This window comes from Streptomyces sp. NPDC093801, from assembly GCF_040701585.1.
Classification (GTDB): Bacteria; Actinomycetota; Actinomycetes; order Streptomycetales; family Streptomycetaceae; genus Streptomyces.
In genome coordinates this window covers 43,818-60,212 of record NZ_JBFBDP010000022.1, presented here as the reverse complement: position 1 = coordinate 60,212, position 16,395 = coordinate 43,818, and the positions used below count along the sequence as shown (strand labels likewise).

Here is a 16,395-nt window from a genome sequence, read left to right as displayed (position 1 = left end):
GCCGGAGCCCCCGTTGAGCGCCGCTAGAGGGCGAGGTCGGGGGCGTGGGGGAGGCGCCGGGCGGACCGCCCGGGAGCACGGCTGCGCACATCCGGGTGAGACGGGAACCGGGACGGAAGCCGGGACGGGAAACGGAGCCGGGAAGCCGGGATCCGGCCCTCTGGGCTGGCGGAGGATACGAGATTCGAACTCGTGAGGGGTTGCCCCCACACGCTTTCCAAATGTCCGTACGGGGGTACGGAGGAGGCCATACCCGCCCTGACCTGCGGCGGAGCGAACGAGTTCGCCCCCGTCTGGACGGGCCCGGACAGGGGTGAATGAGACCCTCGCCGCGGCGTTCGGTCTTGCCCGTGCGGTGAGGGCTGCCCTGTGGGATTGCCTTGACCGGGTCGGTCTCTCCACTCCACACTATGTGTATGACATTTGTACGACAGGCTGGAGGGGGCGTGGAGACCACAGAAGCTCGCAAGAAGAAGGCCGCCAAGAAGGCCGCCGCGACGGCGGTGAAGCGAAATGCGGCGGCGGCCGTGCTCGGGCCCAGTCGGCTGGCGCAGGTCCGGCTCCGTGGCGATGAGGTGCAGGCCCTTCAGGAGGTCATGCGGACACTGCACCTCAACTCGACCTCGGACGCCCTTCGCGAAGGGCTGAGGCTCCTCGCACGGGAAGCGGCCGAGGTCGGGGCGGCCGAAGAGATCCGCGCCTTCTACGAGAAGCAGGGTGCACCTCTGCCCGAGGGCGTGGTCGAGCCGACCGATGAAGAGCTCGCGGCAGCGGACGAGATGCAGTGGTGAGCGCAGGCACGGCGCTGCGTGGCGAAGTGTGGGTCTGCGCACTGCCGCAACCGGTCGGGCCGCACCCCGTCGTCGTCCTCACCGTCAACCGGATCGCGGAGCCGCTGGCCTCGGTGACGGTGGCGCTGATCACCGCCACGTCCGGTCCGCAGGTCACGCACGTTCCGATCGGGCCTGACGCCGGACTCACGAAGTACGACGAGTCGTACGTGAACTGCGCCGACCTCCACACGGTTGCGAAGTCGCGGTTGCGGAGAAGGCTGGGGCTGCTTGCTCCGGGTGAACTGCACCGTGTGGAGGACTCGGTCCGTCTGATTCTCGGGCTGCAGCGCTGACCTCGTGCACGGCCTGGCCTACGTCGGCATGACGCCGTGGATGCGGGACAGTGTGAAGACTCGTTCGGCGTCCCGCAGGTGGCACCACGCTTCGAGGTAGGGCGGGTCGAGTTCGAGGCGGCTGAGGGTGCGGACGGTGCGGCTGCCCGAGGCGGCGACGTATTCGACCGTGATGGCGGTGCCGGCGTCGAGGGCGTGGCCGAGTTGGCGGACGTCGGCGTAGGTCAGCTGCTTGGCGTACCCGGCGACGATCTCCTCCGTATCCGTTCCGAAGGGAACTCCGGCGCCGAAGGGATCGGGCTCGGGAGCGGTTGGCGGGACGTTCAGCAGTCGGGCTGCCAAAGGGTGTGCGTCAACAATCGCCGACGCCTCTGCCGCCCGGTGCGCCGCGTGCCCCGTGCCGATCTTCGCGGAGCTCTTCCGCGGGGTCGGAACAGCGGCGGCCCTCCGAGGTGGGACCTTCTCGATGCGTACGGTTCCGTCGGCGGCTTCGGCTACGGGGGCGTAGCCCTCGCTCCGTAGCGCGGCCAGGGTCTGGTCGGGCGCGGTGGCGCTGACGAGCACCGTTGGCGCGAGCTGCCGCAGCCCGAGTGAGGTGAGTCCTCGGTGGGCGGCGAGCTCGGCCAGGAGCGCCGGCTCGTCGCCGTGGATGACACAGGCGGCGGTGGCGATGCGTACCCGGCCGTGGCGGCGTGCCGCATCTGCGATGAGGTAGGACAGCGGCTGTGGCAGGGGCCCCGCCGCAATGGCGGTCAGCTCGGCCGAGATCCCGTCCGGAGTGCGGCCGGCGTCCAGGGCCCGGCGGATGGTGTCGGCGCTGAACCGCCATACCGACGCCGCCCCGCTGGTCTCACGGGCCGCGGTCGCATCCAAGAGCTCGGCGAGGCGTGCCGCGGGCGTGCCGCTGACGACGGCCGTGAGGTCGCCGCCGAGCCGGGCAGTGCCGGTGGCCTCGGGCAGCAGTCGCCGGCACTCGGCGGCCAGTTCCTCGGCGTCACCGGCCAGCAGAGCCGCGCCGAGCGGAGAGAGGGAGCCCCGGGCGATGACGCCCAGCAGCTCGGCCTCGCTGACCGTAGTGGCGAATGGTGTTTCATCCGAGAATGACGGGTGGGCGAGCGGGCGGTGCCATGCGACGAGTGGGCCCAGATCCGTGGCGACCCGCGCGCCCCGCCCCTCCGGGAGCCGTGCCGCCGCGGCGAGGAGCCCATCGCGCGCCTGCAGGCAGCCGTCGCAGGGAGGCAGTCCGGCCAGGGCCGGGAGCGCCTTGTCATCCTCGTCGCGGGTCTGGGACGGGGTGAGCGGCAGCTTCCACCATGCCTGAAGCAGTACGGCGAACTGGGCCGCGGGTTCCTGCGCTGCCCAGGCGTCGTACTCCTTGGTGGGCGCGACGCGGGGGCCGTCCGTGGCCAGCAGCCCGACCGAGTACGCGGTCTCCAAGGCGATGCGCACCATGACGTCAACGGCACGTGCGGTCTTGCCGATTCGGCCCAGTTCGCGCGCACCGACCCCACCGGACTTCAGGCGGGCCGGTGGAGCCGCCGAGCAGACCGACAGGACCGACGCGGCGTGGGCCGCGAAGGCCGTGGCTGCAGCTGCTGCCTCTCGCTCCGCCTCCACAGCGGTGACGGACACCAGCTCCGCGGCGGGCGGTACGGGTTGGAACGGGGCATGCCAGTCGGGCCCACGCAACGCCAGCGCCACTTCGGCGGGCATGCGATCCCTCCCGTATCCGTGGTGATCGCGGACAAGGAAGCCCCGGTCCAGGGCCCATCGTGCGCCCGGCCGGGAATCGGCCCCGGGAGCCCCGAACGCGATGAACTCCGTCTGCGGCGACACTGACTCCGCTCGTCGCTGAAGCAGCTCCCGGGCGGCAGAGGGGGCATTCGCGATCAGGGAGGCCACGCGCTCTGGATCGCCGTGGTGTTCCAGGACAGCGGCCGCTCGCTGCTGCCTGGTGCGGACCGGCTTGATGCCCAGTGCCACGAGCATGCCGCGCAGTCCCTCGGAGGTCACGCCCTCCAGAAGCGTTTCCAGCGGAGCGTCCAGCCCCAAGGGGGCGTCCCACGCGTGCCGCAACGGCCCGGCCATGTGGAGATCTCCGTCGCCGTCCGGCCAAACCAGCGCGTGATCTGCCAGAGCCTCCAATACGACGTCGAGTTCCCGGGTGGCAGCGGGCGCCGTCGCTCCCAGGGTCCTCGCCAGGGCGCCGCGCGACACCACCCCCAGGGCGGCCAGCGTTTCGGCTACCTGCAGGCACGGCAGCGGGAGCTGCGGCAGAACGAGCGCCACCGACCCCGGCCGCTGAAGGCGTTCCGCCACCTCCTCCATCGAGCGGGGCTCCGGAGCGGCCACAGCGTCCTTGCGCGTTGCGATGACGCGTGCCAGCCGCGCGCCGTCGAGACCGGCGAGCCAGGAGGTCAGTGTGGATCGGAACGTCATGACAGCACCTCGCCCGGCGGGGAACGCACAAGAGGGCCAGATCTGGCCCGCACCGGGACCAAGGATCGCGCATCCCATCGATCCGCAAGTGCCGTACGGACGGGTTCACCCGGCGGTCGAGCTGCTGACGGGCCGTTGCCGGCGCTCTCGACATATCGCCCGACACGTAATGAATGTCAGGAATGGATGAGACCGCGAATGAGACCAGGGCATGCCGAAGACCCCGGCCGCTGAAGCGGTCCGGGGTCTTCGTTTCGCCTGTTCAGGCGACTGCGGAGGATACGAGATTCGAACTCGTGAGGGGTTGCCCCCAACACGCTTTCCAAGCGTGCGCCCTAGGCCTCTAGGCGAATCCTCCGCCGCAAACAATACAAGACGTTGAGGGGTGCTCGCGAACACGATCCGGATCGGGGGTCGGGGCGGGGGAGGGCGGCCGGGGCGGGCTCGATTCCCGGGGGTTCCATCCGCTAGGGTGGGGCCCAGCCCCTCACGTGGCGCTATCTCACCCAACTCCCCCAGGGCCGGAAGGCAGCAAGGGTAAGTGGGCTCTGGCGGGTGCGTGGGGGGCGCTTTGCGTTCCGGGGGCGGCGGCGGGCGGCTGTTGTCGGTGGGCCCGGATAACCTCGTAGACGTGTCGTCCCTTGCGCTGTACCGCCGCTATCGCCCCGAGTCGTTCGCCGAGGTCATCGGGCAGGAGCATGTCACTGTCCCGCTGATGCAGGCCCTGCGGAACAACCGGGTCAACCACGCGTACCTGTTCAGCGGGCCGCGCGGGTGTGGAAAGACGACCAGCGCGCGCATCCTGGCCCGCTGCCTCAACTGTGAGCAGGGTCCCACCCCCGACCCCTGTGGCGAGTGCCAGTCCTGCCGGGACCTCGCGAGGAACGGCCCCGGGTCCATCGACGTGATCGAGATCGACGCCGCCTCGCACGGTGGTGTCGACGACGCCCGCGACCTGCGGGAGAAGGCCTTCTTCGGGCCCGCGTCCAGCCGCTACAAGATCTACATCATCGACGAGGCCCACATGGTCACCTCGGCGGGCTTCAACGCCCTGCTGAAGGTGGTCGAGGAGCCGCCGGAGCACCTCAAGTTCATCTTCGCGACCACCGAGCCCGAGAAGGTCATCGGGACGATCCGGTCGCGTACGCACCACTACCCCTTCCGGCTCGTGCCGCCCGGGACCCTGCGCGAGTACCTCGGGGACGTGTGCGGGCGCGAGGGGGCCGCGGTCGAGGACGGGGTGCTCCCGCTCGTCGTGCGCGCCGGCGCCGGTTCCGTGCGTGACTCCATGTCCGTCATGGACCAGCTCCTCGCCGGCGCGGGCGAGGAGGGTGTGACATACGCCATGGCCACCTCCCTGCTCGGGTACACGGAGGGGTCGCTGCTCGACTCCGTCGTGGACGCCTTCGCCGCCGGGGACGGGGCCGCCGCCTTCGAGGTCGTCGACCGGGTGGTCGAGGGCGGGAACGACCCGCGCCGCTTCGTCGCCGACCTGCTGGAGCGGCTGCGCGACCTGGTGATCCTGGCCGCCGTGCCCGACGCCGGGGAGAAGGGGCTCATCGACGCCCCCGCCGACGTGGTGGAGCGGATGCAGGCGCAGGCGTCGGTGTTCGGCGCCGCCGAGCTCAGCCGCGCCGCCGACCTGGTCAACGCCGGCCTGACGGAGATGCGCGGGGCCACCTCGCCGCGCCTGCAGCTGGAGCTGATCTGCGCCCGGGTGCTGCTCCCGGCCGCCTTCGACGACGAACGGTCCGTCCAGGCCCGGCTCGACCGGCTGGAGCGCAGCGGCCCGCCCGCCGGCGCCGCCTTCGCGGCCCCGGCCGCCGCGCCCGCCATGGGCTACGTGCCCGCGCCCGACGCGCACGGGATGGCCCCGGCCGGTCCCGGGGGCGGGGTGGCCGCAGCCCGCGCCGCCGTCCGCCCGCCCGCGGAGGAGCCCGTACCGGCCCCCGTCCCCGCCCCGGCGCCGGCCCCGGCACCCGTGCAGGCCCCCGCACCCGTGCAGGCCCAGGCTCCCGCCGCGCCCGCGCAGGCGGCCGGCGCCTGGCCCGGCGCCGCCCAGCCGGGCGGCGGTGCCCCCGCGCAGGCGCCCGGGGCGTGGCCCGGGGCGGCGCAGCCCGGCGCAGGTGCTCCCCCGGCCGCGGCCCCCGCTCCCTCCGCCTCCGCCCCCGGCGCCTGGCCGGGAGCCGCCGCGCCCGCCGCAGGGGCCTGGCCCACCGCGGCCGCGCCCGGCAGCGGCGCCCCCGCGCGGACCCCCGCGCCCGCCCCGGCCCCGACCCAGGCCGGTCCCGCCGCGCCCGCCTCCGCCCCGCCCTCCGCCGAGATGGCGGCCGGCGCCGGCCAGGTGCAGGCGATGTGGCCCGGCGTCCTGGAGGCCGTGAAGAACCGCCGCCGCTTCACCTGGATCCTGCTGAGCCAGAACGCCCAGGTCACCGGCTTCGACGGGACCACCCTCCAGCTCGGCTTCCCCAACCCCGGCGCCCGCGACAACTTCGCGAGCAGCGGCAGCGAGGACGTCCTCAAGGCGGTGCTGGCCGAACAGTTCCAGGTCCACTGGAAGATCGACGCCGTCGTCGGCGGCGGGGGCCCCGCTCCCTCGGCGCCCTCCTACGGAGCCCCGGCCCCGGCCTACAGCCCGCCCCCGGCGCCCGCGTACAGTCCGCCGCCGCCGGCGCAGGCCCCCGCGTCCCCGCAGCAGTCCCCGCAGCCGCCGGCCCCGCAGGCGCCCCCCGCGCCGCAGCCCCCCGTGCAGCAGGCGCCCCCGCCGGTGGCCCCCGAGGACGACGTGCCCGAGGCGGACGACCCCGACCTCGTCGACAGCGCCCTGACCGGTCACGACCTGATCGTGCGCGAGCTCGGAGCGACCGTTGTGGAGGAATATACGAACGAGTAGGCCCCCGGTATATGGGTGGCCGCACGAAACCGGCCACGCCGTCCGGGCTACCCTGGGCGGCGTGAAGGTCCTCGTCATCGGCGGCGGCGCCCGCGAACACGCCCTGTGCCGCTCTCTGTCCCTCGACCCCGACGTCTCCGCGCTGTACTGCGCCCCCGGCAACGCCGGCATCGCCGAGGTGGCGGAGCTGCGCCCGGTCGACGCCCTCGACGGCGCCGCGGTCGCCGCGCTCGCCGGCGAACTCGGCGCCGACCTGGTCGTCGTCGGCCCGGAGGCGCCGCTGGTCGCCGGGGTCGGCGACGCCGTCCGCGCGGCCGGCATCCCCGTCTTCGGCCCGTCCGGCGAGGCGGCGCAGCTGGAGGGCTCCAAGGCCTTCGCCAAGGACGTGATGGCCGCCGCCGGCGTCCCGACCGCCCGCAGCTACGTCTGCACCACCGCCGAGGAGGTCGACGCGGCGCTCGACGCCTTCGGCGCCCCGTACGTGGTCAAGGACGACGGCCTGGCCGCCGGCAAGGGCGTCGTGGTCACCGGGGACCGCGAGGCCGCCCGGGCGCACGCCGCCGGCTGCGACCGCGTCGTCATCGAGGAGTACCTCGACGGCCCCGAGGTCTCCCTCTTCGCCATCACCGACGGCGTCACCGTGCTGCCGCTCCAGCCCGCGCAGGACTTCAAGCGCGCGCTCGACGGCGACGAGGGCCCCAACACCGGCGGCATGGGCGCGTACTCCCCGCTGCCGTGGGCCGACCCGAAGCTGGTCGACGAGGTCCTGGAGACCGTCCTCCAGCCGACCGTGGACGAGCTCCGCCACCGCGGCACCCCCTTCTCCGGGCTGCTGTACGCCGGGCTCGCCCTCACCGGCCGCGGCACCCGCGTGATCGAGTTCAACGCCCGCTTCGGCGACCCCGAGACCCAGGTGGTCCTCGCCCGGCTGCGGACCCCCCTCGCGGGCGTGCTGCTGGGCGCCGCGAACGGCACCCTGAACGCGCTGCCGCCGCTGAGCTGGCGCGACGAGGCCGCCGTCACGGTGGTCATCGCCTCGCACAACTACCCCGGCACCCCGCGCACCGGCGACCCGATCGAGGGCCTCGCCGAGGTGGCCGCCGAGGACGGGCCGGAGGCCTACGTGCTGCACGCCGGGACCCGGCAGGAGGGCGACGCCGTCGTCAGCGCGGGCGGCCGCGTGCTGTCCGTGACGGCGACCGGCTCCGACCTGGCGCAGGCGCGCGAGAGGGCGTATAAGGCCGTCGCGCGGATCCGCCTCGACGGTGCGCAGCACCGTACGGACATCGCCGCCAAGGCGGCCGAGGGCCGCTGACCAGCAGGCCTGTGGGCAACCGGGGGCCCGGTGCGCGACAGCGCGCGCCGGGCCCTCGCGTGCGCCCGCGTGCGCCTGCCTCCAGCGGCGCTCGAGTGCACCCACCTTTACCCAAAGCCATTCCATCGGGTGATGGTCCCCTTGTCCGCCTGACGGCCGCGTGCACCCCAACTAGGGTGCGGCGCAAGCATTCCGGCACATGGCCCACCGGCATTGCGATGTCAGTGGCGGGTGTCACAGTGGGGGAGTGAGCAAAGCCGCCGCAGGGCAGAGGGGGTGAGGTCCGGCCGTGTCCGGAACCGGTTCGATCGCAGAAGTGGGCGTGCCGTCCGCGCGCTCCCGGGCCCTCGCCGTGCTGCGGGTCCGCAGCCGGGCGATGGCGGCCGTGCTGCTGCCCGCCGCCCTCGCCGTGGTGCTGGTCACCGCCCGGCTCACGGGCAGGCTGGCCGGCGACCCCTGGCCCTCCGTGACCCTGGCCGTCTGCGCGGTGGCCGTGCTCGTGCTGCTGGCGGGCGGGATCTTCGGTGCCGTGGTGCTGCGGGCGAGCCCCGCCGTGACGCCCACCGTGCCGCTGCCCGAGGCCGCAGCGCCCGACCTGTACCGGCTCGTACGGGACCTCTCCGACCGGATGGGCGTGCCCGCGCCCTCCGCGATAGCCCTGACCCCCGACTGCGACAGCTGGCTGGAGGACCGCAGCCACGGCGCGCACCGCCGGAGCGGCATATCCGACGGCCCGGAGTCGGAGCCCGGCGCGGCCCCCGTGCTCGTGATCGGCTCGCCGTTCCTGTGGTGGATGCGCGTCGCGGAGCTGCGGGCCCTCCTCGCGCCCGTCGTCGCCGGCACGGGCCCCTCCGCCCACCCCGACATAGCCGACGCCCGCGGCTTCGTCCGGGGGCTCGACGCCGCGGCGGACATCGGCGGCCGGCCCGGACTGGGCTGGCTGGTCGGCCGCCCGGCCCGGCTGCTGCTGCGGCTGTGCGGGCCGGACGCCGCCGAGATGGAGCGCGGGGTGGCCGCGGCCGCCTCGGAGCGCGCGCAGGGGGTGGACCAGGGGATGCGCACCGTCGCCCAGGAGCAGGTCGGCCTGGCCTATGCGGGCTGGGACCGGCTGCTGACCCGGGTCGCGCTGCCCGCCTGGCGGATGGGCCGCTGGCCCGCGCACCTCGACGCGGGGGTCGTCTCCGCCCTGACCGAACTGTCCCGGCGCGACCGGCTGGCGGAAGGCTTCGCCTCGCGGCTCGGGGAGCGTCCCGCCTGCGACCTGCTGGAGCAGCCCGGGATGATCGACGAGGCCGCCTCGCTGCTGGCGGCCCGGCTGTTCCACGGCGGTCCGGCCGAGGCCGGCCCGGACTGGTCCCCGGTGGACTGGGCGGCCTACCCGGAGGAGGTCGTCGACCGCAAGTGGCGTACGGAGGCGGCCCGCCTGCACGCCGCCCTGGACGCCCTGTCCGTCCCGGCGGGCCCGGGCCTCCCCGCCGCCTCCGGCACGCCCCGCCCGGAGCCGTCGGCCCCCGCGCCGATCGCCGTCCGGCCCGCGCCCTCCGCGGCCGCCCCGGCGAAGGCCCCCGCCCCCGCCGACGCCTTCGGCGGGCCGACGCTGGAGCGGGTGCTCGGCTACCTCACGGACCCCGCCGGGGACGGCGCCGCCGGCGAGGCCCTCGCCGGCCGGCTCAGCGGGGACCTCGCGCGGGAGGAACGTACCGCCGGAGCCCGTACGGCAGGCCCCGGAGGCCGGTCCGGGGGCGCCGACACCCTGCCCCTGTTCCCGCTCCAGCCCCCGCGCAGCGGCCGCGACCTGCTGGCCGACCACGTCACCGCCCTGGTGTGCTGCGCGGCCGTGGACTCGGCCGGGGCCGACCCCGGACTGGACTGGCTGGACGGCCCGGTCCTGCTGGTCGGCGGCGAGCGGCGGGCCGACCTCGCCGCCCGGGTGCTCTCCCTCGTCGAGGACGGGGACCCGGAGCCCCTGCGGGACTGGCTCGCCGAGCTCGGCGTCCGCCCGGAGAAGCCCGTCCGCCTCGTCTGAGCGCCCCGCCCCGGCGAAAGCGCCCCGCCCCGGCGCGGATCCCGGCCACCCCCCGGGCCCGGCCGCCCGCCGTCCCGCTCCGGCGGCAGGTGCCCGCGTACGCCGCCGCGCCCGCCGTCACGCCCGGCCGGGCAAGGGCTCCGCGCCACCGGGGGCCACCCCGGCGCCACCCGCCGCGCCATGCAAAGCGGCGTCTCAGGTTCCATTCCCGTCAATTCACGACGAACGGTGACGGAGTGAGTGCGTTATGTGATGTGCTGGGACCGGTCGCGACGCCGGTGTCCGAACCCGGCCCGCGCCACCGTGTCGAGAACGCGTTCGGGGGAGCGAGGGAGGGGAGCGGAATGGGTGCGGACCAGATCCGGCGCTGGGAATCGGGTGCGCTCGCGCACGCGGTGAACGACCCCTTCGGCCAGGGCCCGCTGCCCTGGTTCCGGGGCAGCGAGCTGTACTTCGACGACACGGGCCACGTCGTCCCCTGGTACGTGGACCCGGCCCTGGCGCCCGGCCAGAAGCCCGGCGCCCACCGCGGCGGCGGCCCCCGTACCGCCGACGACGTGCACCGGCAGATCAAGGGCTTCAGCTCCACCGGAGCCGTGGCCCCCGGCGAGGCCATCGACTTCCACATCACCGTCGACCCGCCCCAGCAGTTCCAGGTCGACGTCTACCGCATCGGCCACTACGGCGGCGACGGCGCCTCGAAGATCACCACCAGCCCCCGGCTGTCCGGCATCGTCCAGCCGCCCCCGCTCACCGCCGACCGCACGGTGTCCTGCCACCACTGGTGGCAGTCCTGGCGGCTCCAGATCCCCTCGTACTGGACCGTCGGCGCGTACGTGGCCGTCCTCACCACCGCCGACGGCTACCGCTCCCACATCCCCTTCACGGTCCGCGACGACCACCCCGCGGACCTGCTCCTCCTGCTCCCCGACATCACCTGGCAGGCCTACAACCTCTACCCCGAGGACGGCCACACCGGCGCCAGCCTGTACCACGCCTGGGACGAGGAGGGCCGGCTGCTCGGGGAGCGGGACGCCGCCATCACCGTCTCCTTCGACCGCCCCTACGCGGGCGCCGGGCTGCCCCTGCACGTCGGCCACGCCTACGACTTCATCCGCTGGGCCGAGCGCTACGGCTACGACCTCGCCTACGCCGACACCCGCGACCTCCACGCCGGCCGCGTCGACCCCACCCGCTACCGGGGCCTGGTCTTCCCCGGGCACGACGAGTACTGGTCGCTCCCCATGCGCCGCACCGTCGAGCGCGCCCGCGACCGCGGCACCTCGCTCGTCTTCCTGTCCGCCAACACCATGTACTGGCAGGTCGAGCTGGCCCCCTCCCCCTCCGGAGTCCCCGACCGGCTCCTGACCTGCCGAAAACGCCGCGGCCCCGGCCGCCCCAGCCTGTGGCGCGAGGTGGACCGCCCGGAACAGCAGCTGCTCGGCATCCAGTACGCGGGCCGGGTCCCGGAACCCGCACCCCTGATCGTCCGCAACGCCACGCACTGGCTCTGGGACTCCACCGGCGCCGCCGAGAACGACGAGCTCGACGGTCTGGTCGCGGGCGAGGCCGACCGGTACTTCCCGCGCACCCAGCTCCCCGAGCACCAGGACCGGATCCTGCTCGCCCACTCCCCGTACCTCGACGGCGAGGGAGCCAAGCGCCACCAGGAGACCTCCCTCTACCGGGCGCCCAGCGGGGCCCTCGTCTTCGCCTCCGGCACCTTCGCCTGGTCCCCGGCCCTGGACCGCCCCGGACACGTGGACGAGCGGATCCAGCGGGCGACGGCCAACCTCCTCGACCGGATCTGCAAGCGGGACTGACGGGACGCCCCGAACCCGGACCGCCCGGACCGGCCGGACGACCGGCCCACCCCCCTGCCCCGGGCACGGCACCCCGTGCGGGAGAATGGAACCGCGCTCGTACAGAACCACAGGGAGACCCCGTGCCCGGATTCGTCGAAAAGCCCGAGCCGGTGCAGGTGCCCGGCCTCGTCCACCTCCACACCGGCAAGGTCCGCGACCTCTACCGCGGCGAGGACGGCAACCTCGTCATGGTCGCCAGCGACCGCATCTCCGCCGCCGACTGGGTGCTGCCCACCGAGATCCCGGAGAAGGGCCGCATCCTGACGCAGCTCTCCCTCTGGTGGTTCGAGCAGCTCTCGGACCTGGTCCCGAACCACGTCATCAGCACCGACCTGCCCGCCGGCGCCCCCGCCGACTGGGAGGGCCGCACGCTGGTCTGCAAGAGCCTCGACATGGTCCCGGTCGAGTGCGTGGCCCGCGGCTACCTCACCGGCTCCGGCCTCAAGGAGTACGTGCAGTCCCGGACGGTCTGCGGGCTCGCCCTGCCCGAGGGCCTCGTCGACGGCTCCGAGCTGCCCGCCCCGATCTTCACCCCGGCCGCCAAGGCCGAGGTCGGCGACCACGACGAGAACGTCTCCTACGAGGAGGTCGCCCGCACCACCGGCGCCGAGACGGCGGCGCTGCTGCGCCAGACCACCCTCGCCGTCTACGGCCGCGCCCGCGACATCGCCCGCGAGCGCGGGATCATCCTCGCGGACACCAAGCTCGAGTTCGGCTTCGACAAGGACGGCACGCTCGTCGCCGCCGACGAGGTCCTCACCCCGGACTCCTCCCGCTTCTGGCCCGCCGACCAGTGGCAGCCGGGCCGCACGCAGCCCTCGTTCGACAAGCAGTACGTCCGCGACTGGCTGGCCTCCCCGGCCTCCGGCTGGGACTCCAAGGGCGAGCTCCCGCCGCCGGTCCTCCCGCAGGACGTCGTGGCGCAGACCCGCGCCAAGTACGTCGAGGCCTACGAGCGCCTCACCGGCCAGACCTGGAGCTGATACGACGAAGGCCCCGATCAACCGATCGGGGCCTTCGTTCACTGAGCGGACAACGCGACTCGAACGCGCGACATCCACCTTGGCAAGGTGGTGCTCTACCAACTGAGCTATGTCCGCCTGTGCGCCTCAGCGCGATGCCTACTATACCCAACCCCGGGACCGGGCGAGACGCACTGCCGTATGACGGTTCTCCGCGCCGAGCTTCATGGCGGCCGAGGACAGGTAGTTCCGCACGGTCCCCTGCGACAGCCGGGCCCGCTCCGCGATCTCCGCGATGGGCGCCCCGTCGGCCGCGAGTTCCAGCACCTCCGCCTCGCGGGCCGTCAGCGGGGAGTCCCCCGCGCTGATCGCGTCGGCCGCCAACTCCGGGTCCACGTAACGGCCTCCGGCGTGCACCGTACGGATCAGCTCGGCCAGCCGCTGCGCCGACACCGTCTTCGGGGCGAAGGCCCGCACCCCCGCCGCGAGGGCCCGCTTCAGGTGCCCGGGGCGCCCGTGACTGGTCACGATCATGACTTTGCAGTCGGGCAGCTCGGTCCGCAGCGATGTGGCGACGCTCACACCGTCCGCCCCCGGCATCTGGAGGTCCAGCACCGCCACGTCGGGCCGGTGCGCCCGCGCCATGGCGAGGGCCTCCGGCCCGGAGGCCGCCTCGGCGACGACCGCCAGGTCGTCCTCCAGCCCCAGCAGGGCGGCCAGCGCGCCCCGGATCAGGTGTTCGTCGTCCGCCAGCAGTACCCGTACGGGGCTCACGCCCGCACCTCCACTCGTCGTGCGTCCAGGGGTATCTCGGCCCGCAGCCGGAACCGGCCGCCCCCGGCCGGCCCCGCGTGCAGGGTCCCGTCCACGGCCGCGAGCCGCTCCCGCAGGCCCGCGAGCCCGGATCCGGGCGGTCCGGCCGGGGCGTCGGGCACCCCGTCGTTCTCCACCAGCAGCGTCAGGGTGCCCGGAGCCTCCCGGTCCGTCAGCCGGATCAGGCAGCTGCGGGCGTCCCCGTGCCGCAGTACGTTCGTCGTCGCCTCCCGGACCACCCAGCCCAGCGCCGACTGCACCTCGCCCGGCAGCTCCCGCCCGGCCGCCGAGAACTCCACCCGGCAGTCCATCCCGGCCGCGCTGAGCACCCCGCGCGCACCCTCCAGTTCCACGGCCAGGTCCGCCTCGCGGTAGCCGCGCACGACGTCGCGCACCTCCTTCTGCGACTCCCGCGCGATCCGCTGCACCTCGATCATCTGGTCCACGGCCTCGGGGCGTTCGCGCCGGGCCAGCTGCACCGCCAGCTCGCTCTTGAGGGCGATCACCGCCAGGTTGCGGCCCATCACGTCGTGCAGGTCCCGCCCGAACCGCAGCCGCTCCTCCGCGACCGCCAGCCGGGCCTGGACCTCCCGGGCCTGGTCGAGCTCGTAGACGGTGCGCAGCAGCCATCCGGAGAACCCGCAGGTGAAGGCGAGGAAGGCACAGGTGATCAGGACCCCGATGAAGTACCCGACGACCTCGTTCAGCGGCAGGCCCAGCGCCGCGACGGCCGCCGCGGTCCCCGCGGCGGCGGCCAGGGGGACGAGCCTCATGTGGCGGACCTTCTGCAGGGTCAGCACGAGGGATCCGCAGCCGAAGCAGCTCACCCCGACCACCAGTCCGGGCGCCGCGGCCTCGTGGAGCCAGCCGACCCGGCGCAGGCCGAGGAAGAGCAGGACGGTGGCGGCCGTGACGACCGAGGTGGCCACCGCGAGCCGCACCGGCCGTTCGCGCCGGCCGGTCACCCCGTCCAGGGCCCTGGAGGACAGGAACCCGACGAGCAGGGAGTGCGCGCACACCGCGAGGAAGGCCGCCACGGCGGGTGCCAGCGGCTTCGGGGAGGCGGGGTCGCGGACCGTGAAGGCCATCGACCCGAAGGACAGGATCTCCACGAGCACGAAGAAGTGGAACGACCAGCGCGTGTACACCTCGACCTTGCCCGCACTGCTGCGGTTCTTCCACCACCCGGTCAGCTTCGACACGGCCCGTCCCCCCGGCTCTTTCCCTCGTCTAGCGGCGCGGTTCCCAGCGGAACCACCGCTGGACAGCAAACACCGTGACCATGATCCAGGCCAGCGTGTTGAGCGCGGCCCCCAGCAGCTCGTGGCCCCCGGCCCCGCCGCTCCAGCCGGCCCGGACCAGCGCCATCACCCCGCTGAGCGGCAGCAGTGCGCACACCGGGGCCACGGTGTCGGGCAGGGAGTCCGTCGGCGCGAACAGCCCCGAGCCGATCGCCGTCACCAGGAACAGCGGCAGCGTCGTCAGTCCCGCGGTCTCCACGTTCCGGGTGAAGGCGCTGGTCAGCGCGGCCAGTCCGGCGAGCAGCGGCAGGGCGCCGAGGACGCCCGCGAGCAGCAGCGCCGGGTGCTGCGGCAGCGGCGCGCCCAGCACCGCGGCCCCGGCCACCGCGAGGGCGGCGATCTGGACGAGGGCGATGACCGCCGAGGGCAGCGCCGTCCCGGTGAGGATCTCCAGGTCGCCGGCCTCGCCCGTGCGCAGCCGCTTCAGGACGAGCTCCTCGCGCCGGGCGACGTAGGCGGAGACCAGGTTCATGTAGACGACGAGGACCAGCACCATCCCGATGCCCCCGGTGAGGGTGGCCCGGGCGACGGCGGCCGCGGTGTCCCCGCCGGCGATCGTGCGCAGGACGAAGACCATCGACGCGGGCATCAGCACGGCCACGCTCAGCGTGGCCCGGTTGCGGACCAGCAGGGTCAGTTCGGACCGGCCCAGCGTGGCGAGCCGGCCGGGGTTCGGGATGAGCGCGTTCATCGGGTCCCCGCCATCGTGCCGTCGGTGCGGTGGGCGCCGGCGGCCGCGCCGCGGCGGCTCCGGGCGATCTCCAGGAAGGCCTCCTCCAGGGAGGCGTGGCGGGCGTCGAGCCCGGCCAGTTCGACCCCGGCCTCCTCGGCCCAGCGCAGCAGCACGGTGAGGTCGGTCTGGAGCCGGTCGGTACGGATCTCCACGCGCGGGCCGTCGGCGGCGGCGCGCAGCGCCAGCGGCAGCCGTCCGGCGGGCACCCCGTCGGGCAGGGCGAAGCGGATCCGGGACGGCCGGGTCGCGGTGACCTCCCGGGGCGTGCCGGACAGCACCAGCTCCCCCTCGTGCATGATCGCGAGCCGGTCCGCGAGGGACTCGGCCTCCTCCAGGTAGTGCGTGGTCAGCAGCACGGTGGTGCCCTGGGCCCGCAGCTCCCGGACGAGGTCCCAGGTGTCCTGGCGGCCCTCGGGGTCCATCCCGGTGGTCGGCTCGTCGAGGAACAGCACCTCGGGCCGCCCCAGCAGGGCCAGCGCCAGGTCGAGCCGGCGCCGCTCGCCGCCGGACAGCTGCTTGACCCGTACGGAGGACCGTGCGGCCAGTCCGACCAGCTCCAGCACCTCCCCGGCCGGGCGCGCGCCGGTGGTGACCCCGCCCCACATCCGGAGGGTCTCGGCGACGGTCAGGTCGGAGGGGAATCCGCCCTCCTGGAGCATGACCCCGGTGCGCGGGCGGACCTCGGCCCGGCGGGCGTACGGGTCGAGCCCGAAGACGCGGACCTCGCCGCCGGTGGGGGCGGCGAGCCCCTCCAGGAGTTCGACGGTGGAGGTCTTGCCCGCGCCGTTGGTGCCGAGCAGGGCGAAGACCTCGCCACGGGCGACGGAGAAGTCGATGCCGCGCACGGCCTCGAAGCCCCCGGCGTAGCCGCGGCGGAGTCCCTGAGCCCGGATCACTGTGTCGGTGGTCATGCTCCAAGGCT

The 16,395-nt window shown here is 74.3% G+C and carries 12 protein-coding genes, 2 tRNA genes and 1 other RNA gene; 8 read left to right on the top strand and 7 right to left on the bottom strand.

Annotation, left to right across the window (positions count from 1 at the left end; genetic code table 11):
• Positions 1-446: 446 nt before the first annotated feature.
• Both AB0469_RS25160 and AB0469_RS25155 read left to right on the top strand, forming a co-directional pair.
• Complete coding sequence (locus AB0469_RS25160; RefSeq protein ID WP_366453692.1) at positions 447-791, top strand: hypothetical protein; 345 nt, start codon at positions 447-449, stop codon at positions 789-791.
• A complete protein-coding gene (locus AB0469_RS25155) occupies positions 788-1,126 on the top strand; it encodes a type II toxin-antitoxin system PemK/MazF family toxin (protein ID WP_366453690.1) in 339 nt (112 codons plus the stop codon). Before AB0469_RS25160 ends, AB0469_RS25155 begins: the two co-directional genes overlap by 4 nt.
• Before the next feature lie 18 nt (positions 1,127-1,144).
• Here AB0469_RS25155 and AB0469_RS25150 read toward each other — a convergent pair whose 3' ends face one another.
• Together AB0469_RS25150 and AB0469_RS25145 are read right to left on the bottom strand one after the other, a co-directional pair.
• The gene (locus AB0469_RS25150; RefSeq protein WP_366453689.1) at positions 1,145-3,565 is read right to left on the bottom strand and encodes a helicase-associated domain-containing protein; all 2,421 of its coding nucleotides are present in this window, start codon (positions 3,563-3,565) and stop codon (positions 1,145-1,147) included.
• 273 nt (positions 3,566-3,838) lie between these two features.
• A tRNA-Ser gene (locus AB0469_RS25145) sits at positions 3,839-3,923 on the bottom strand.
• A gap of 120 nt (positions 3,924-4,043) precedes the next feature.
• Here AB0469_RS25145 and ffs point away from each other — a divergent pair.
• The 6 genes from ffs (at position 4,044) to AB0469_RS25115 (ending at position 12,647) form a co-directional block, all read left to right on the top strand.
• Positions 4,044-4,142: signal recognition particle sRNA small type (gene ffs / locus AB0469_RS25140), an RNA gene on the top strand.
• A gap of 54 nt (positions 4,143-4,196) precedes the next feature.
• Positions 4,197-6,458: a DNA polymerase III subunit gamma and tau gene (locus AB0469_RS25135; RefSeq protein WP_366453687.1), complete on the top strand. Its 2,262-nt coding sequence runs from the start codon at positions 4,197-4,199 to the stop codon at positions 6,456-6,458.
• A 61-nt stretch (positions 6,459-6,519) separates the two neighbouring features.
• Entirely contained in the window at positions 6,520-7,773 is a 1,254-nt protein-coding gene (purD, locus tag AB0469_RS25130; protein ID WP_366453686.1) for a phosphoribosylamine--glycine ligase, read from the top strand.
• Between the two features lie 289 nt (positions 7,774-8,062).
• The gene (locus AB0469_RS25125) at positions 8,063-9,799 is read left to right on the top strand and encodes a hypothetical protein (protein WP_366453685.1); all 1,737 of its coding nucleotides are present in this window, start codon (positions 8,063-8,065) and stop codon (positions 9,797-9,799) included.
• A gap of 344 nt (positions 9,800-10,143) precedes the next feature.
• Positions 10,144-11,622 (top strand): N,N-dimethylformamidase beta subunit family domain-containing protein, encoded by a 1,479-nt coding sequence (locus tag AB0469_RS25120; RefSeq protein ID WP_366453684.1) that lies wholly within the window; start codon positions 10,144-10,146, stop codon positions 11,620-11,622.
• Positions 11,623-11,744: 122 nt separating this feature from the next.
• Positions 11,745-12,647 carry a phosphoribosylaminoimidazolesuccinocarboxamide synthase gene (locus AB0469_RS25115; protein ID WP_366453683.1) on the top strand — a complete coding sequence of 301 codons (903 nt, stop codon included), beginning with the start codon at positions 11,745-11,747 and terminating at the stop codon, positions 12,645-12,647.
• A 44-nt stretch (positions 12,648-12,691) separates the two neighbouring features.
• On the opposite strand, the gene AB0469_RS25110 is transcribed toward AB0469_RS25115, so the two are convergent.
• The 5 genes from AB0469_RS25110 to AB0469_RS25090 all read right to left on the bottom strand — a co-directional run bounded on the left by AB0469_RS25110 (position 12,692) and on the right by AB0469_RS25090 (position 16,384).
• A tRNA-Gly gene (locus AB0469_RS25110) sits at positions 12,692-12,764 on the bottom strand.
• Between the two features lie 24 nt (positions 12,765-12,788).
• Positions 12,789-13,400, bottom strand: a complete 612-nt coding sequence (locus tag AB0469_RS25105; RefSeq protein ID WP_366453682.1) for a response regulator transcription factor — start codon at positions 13,398-13,400, stop codon at positions 12,789-12,791.
• Positions 13,397-14,641 carry a histidine kinase gene (locus AB0469_RS25100; RefSeq protein WP_366453681.1) on the bottom strand — a complete coding sequence of 415 codons (1,245 nt, stop codon included), beginning with the start codon at positions 14,639-14,641 and terminating at the stop codon, positions 13,397-13,399. Before AB0469_RS25100 ends, AB0469_RS25105 begins: the two co-directional genes overlap by 4 nt.
• Before the next feature lie 28 nt (positions 14,642-14,669).
• Positions 14,670-15,431: an ABC transporter permease gene (locus AB0469_RS25095; RefSeq protein ID WP_366453680.1), complete on the bottom strand. Its 762-nt coding sequence runs from the start codon at positions 15,429-15,431 to the stop codon at positions 14,670-14,672.
• The gene (locus AB0469_RS25090) at positions 15,428-16,384 is read right to left on the bottom strand and encodes an ABC transporter ATP-binding protein (protein ID WP_366453679.1); all 957 of its coding nucleotides are present in this window, start codon (positions 16,382-16,384) and stop codon (positions 15,428-15,430) included. Before AB0469_RS25090 ends, AB0469_RS25095 begins: the two co-directional genes overlap by 4 nt.
• Positions 16,385-16,395: the final 11 nt, after the last annotated feature.

Coding starts and splice junctions, on each gene's coding strand:
- AB0469_RS25150 (WP_366453689.1), bottom strand. CDS start 3,565: ATGACGTTCCGATCCACACTGACCTCCTGGCTCGCCGGTCTCGACGGC.
- AB0469_RS25090 (WP_366453679.1), bottom strand. CDS start 16,384: ATGACCACCGACACAGTGATCCGGGCTCAGGGACTCCGCCGCGGCTAC.
- AB0469_RS25095 (WP_366453680.1), bottom strand. CDS start 15,431: ATGAACGCGCTCATCCCGAACCCCGGCCGGCTCGCCACGCTGGGCCGG.
- AB0469_RS25120 (WP_366453684.1), top strand. CDS start 10,144: ATGGGTGCGGACCAGATCCGGCGCTGGGAATCGGGTGCGCTCGCGCAC.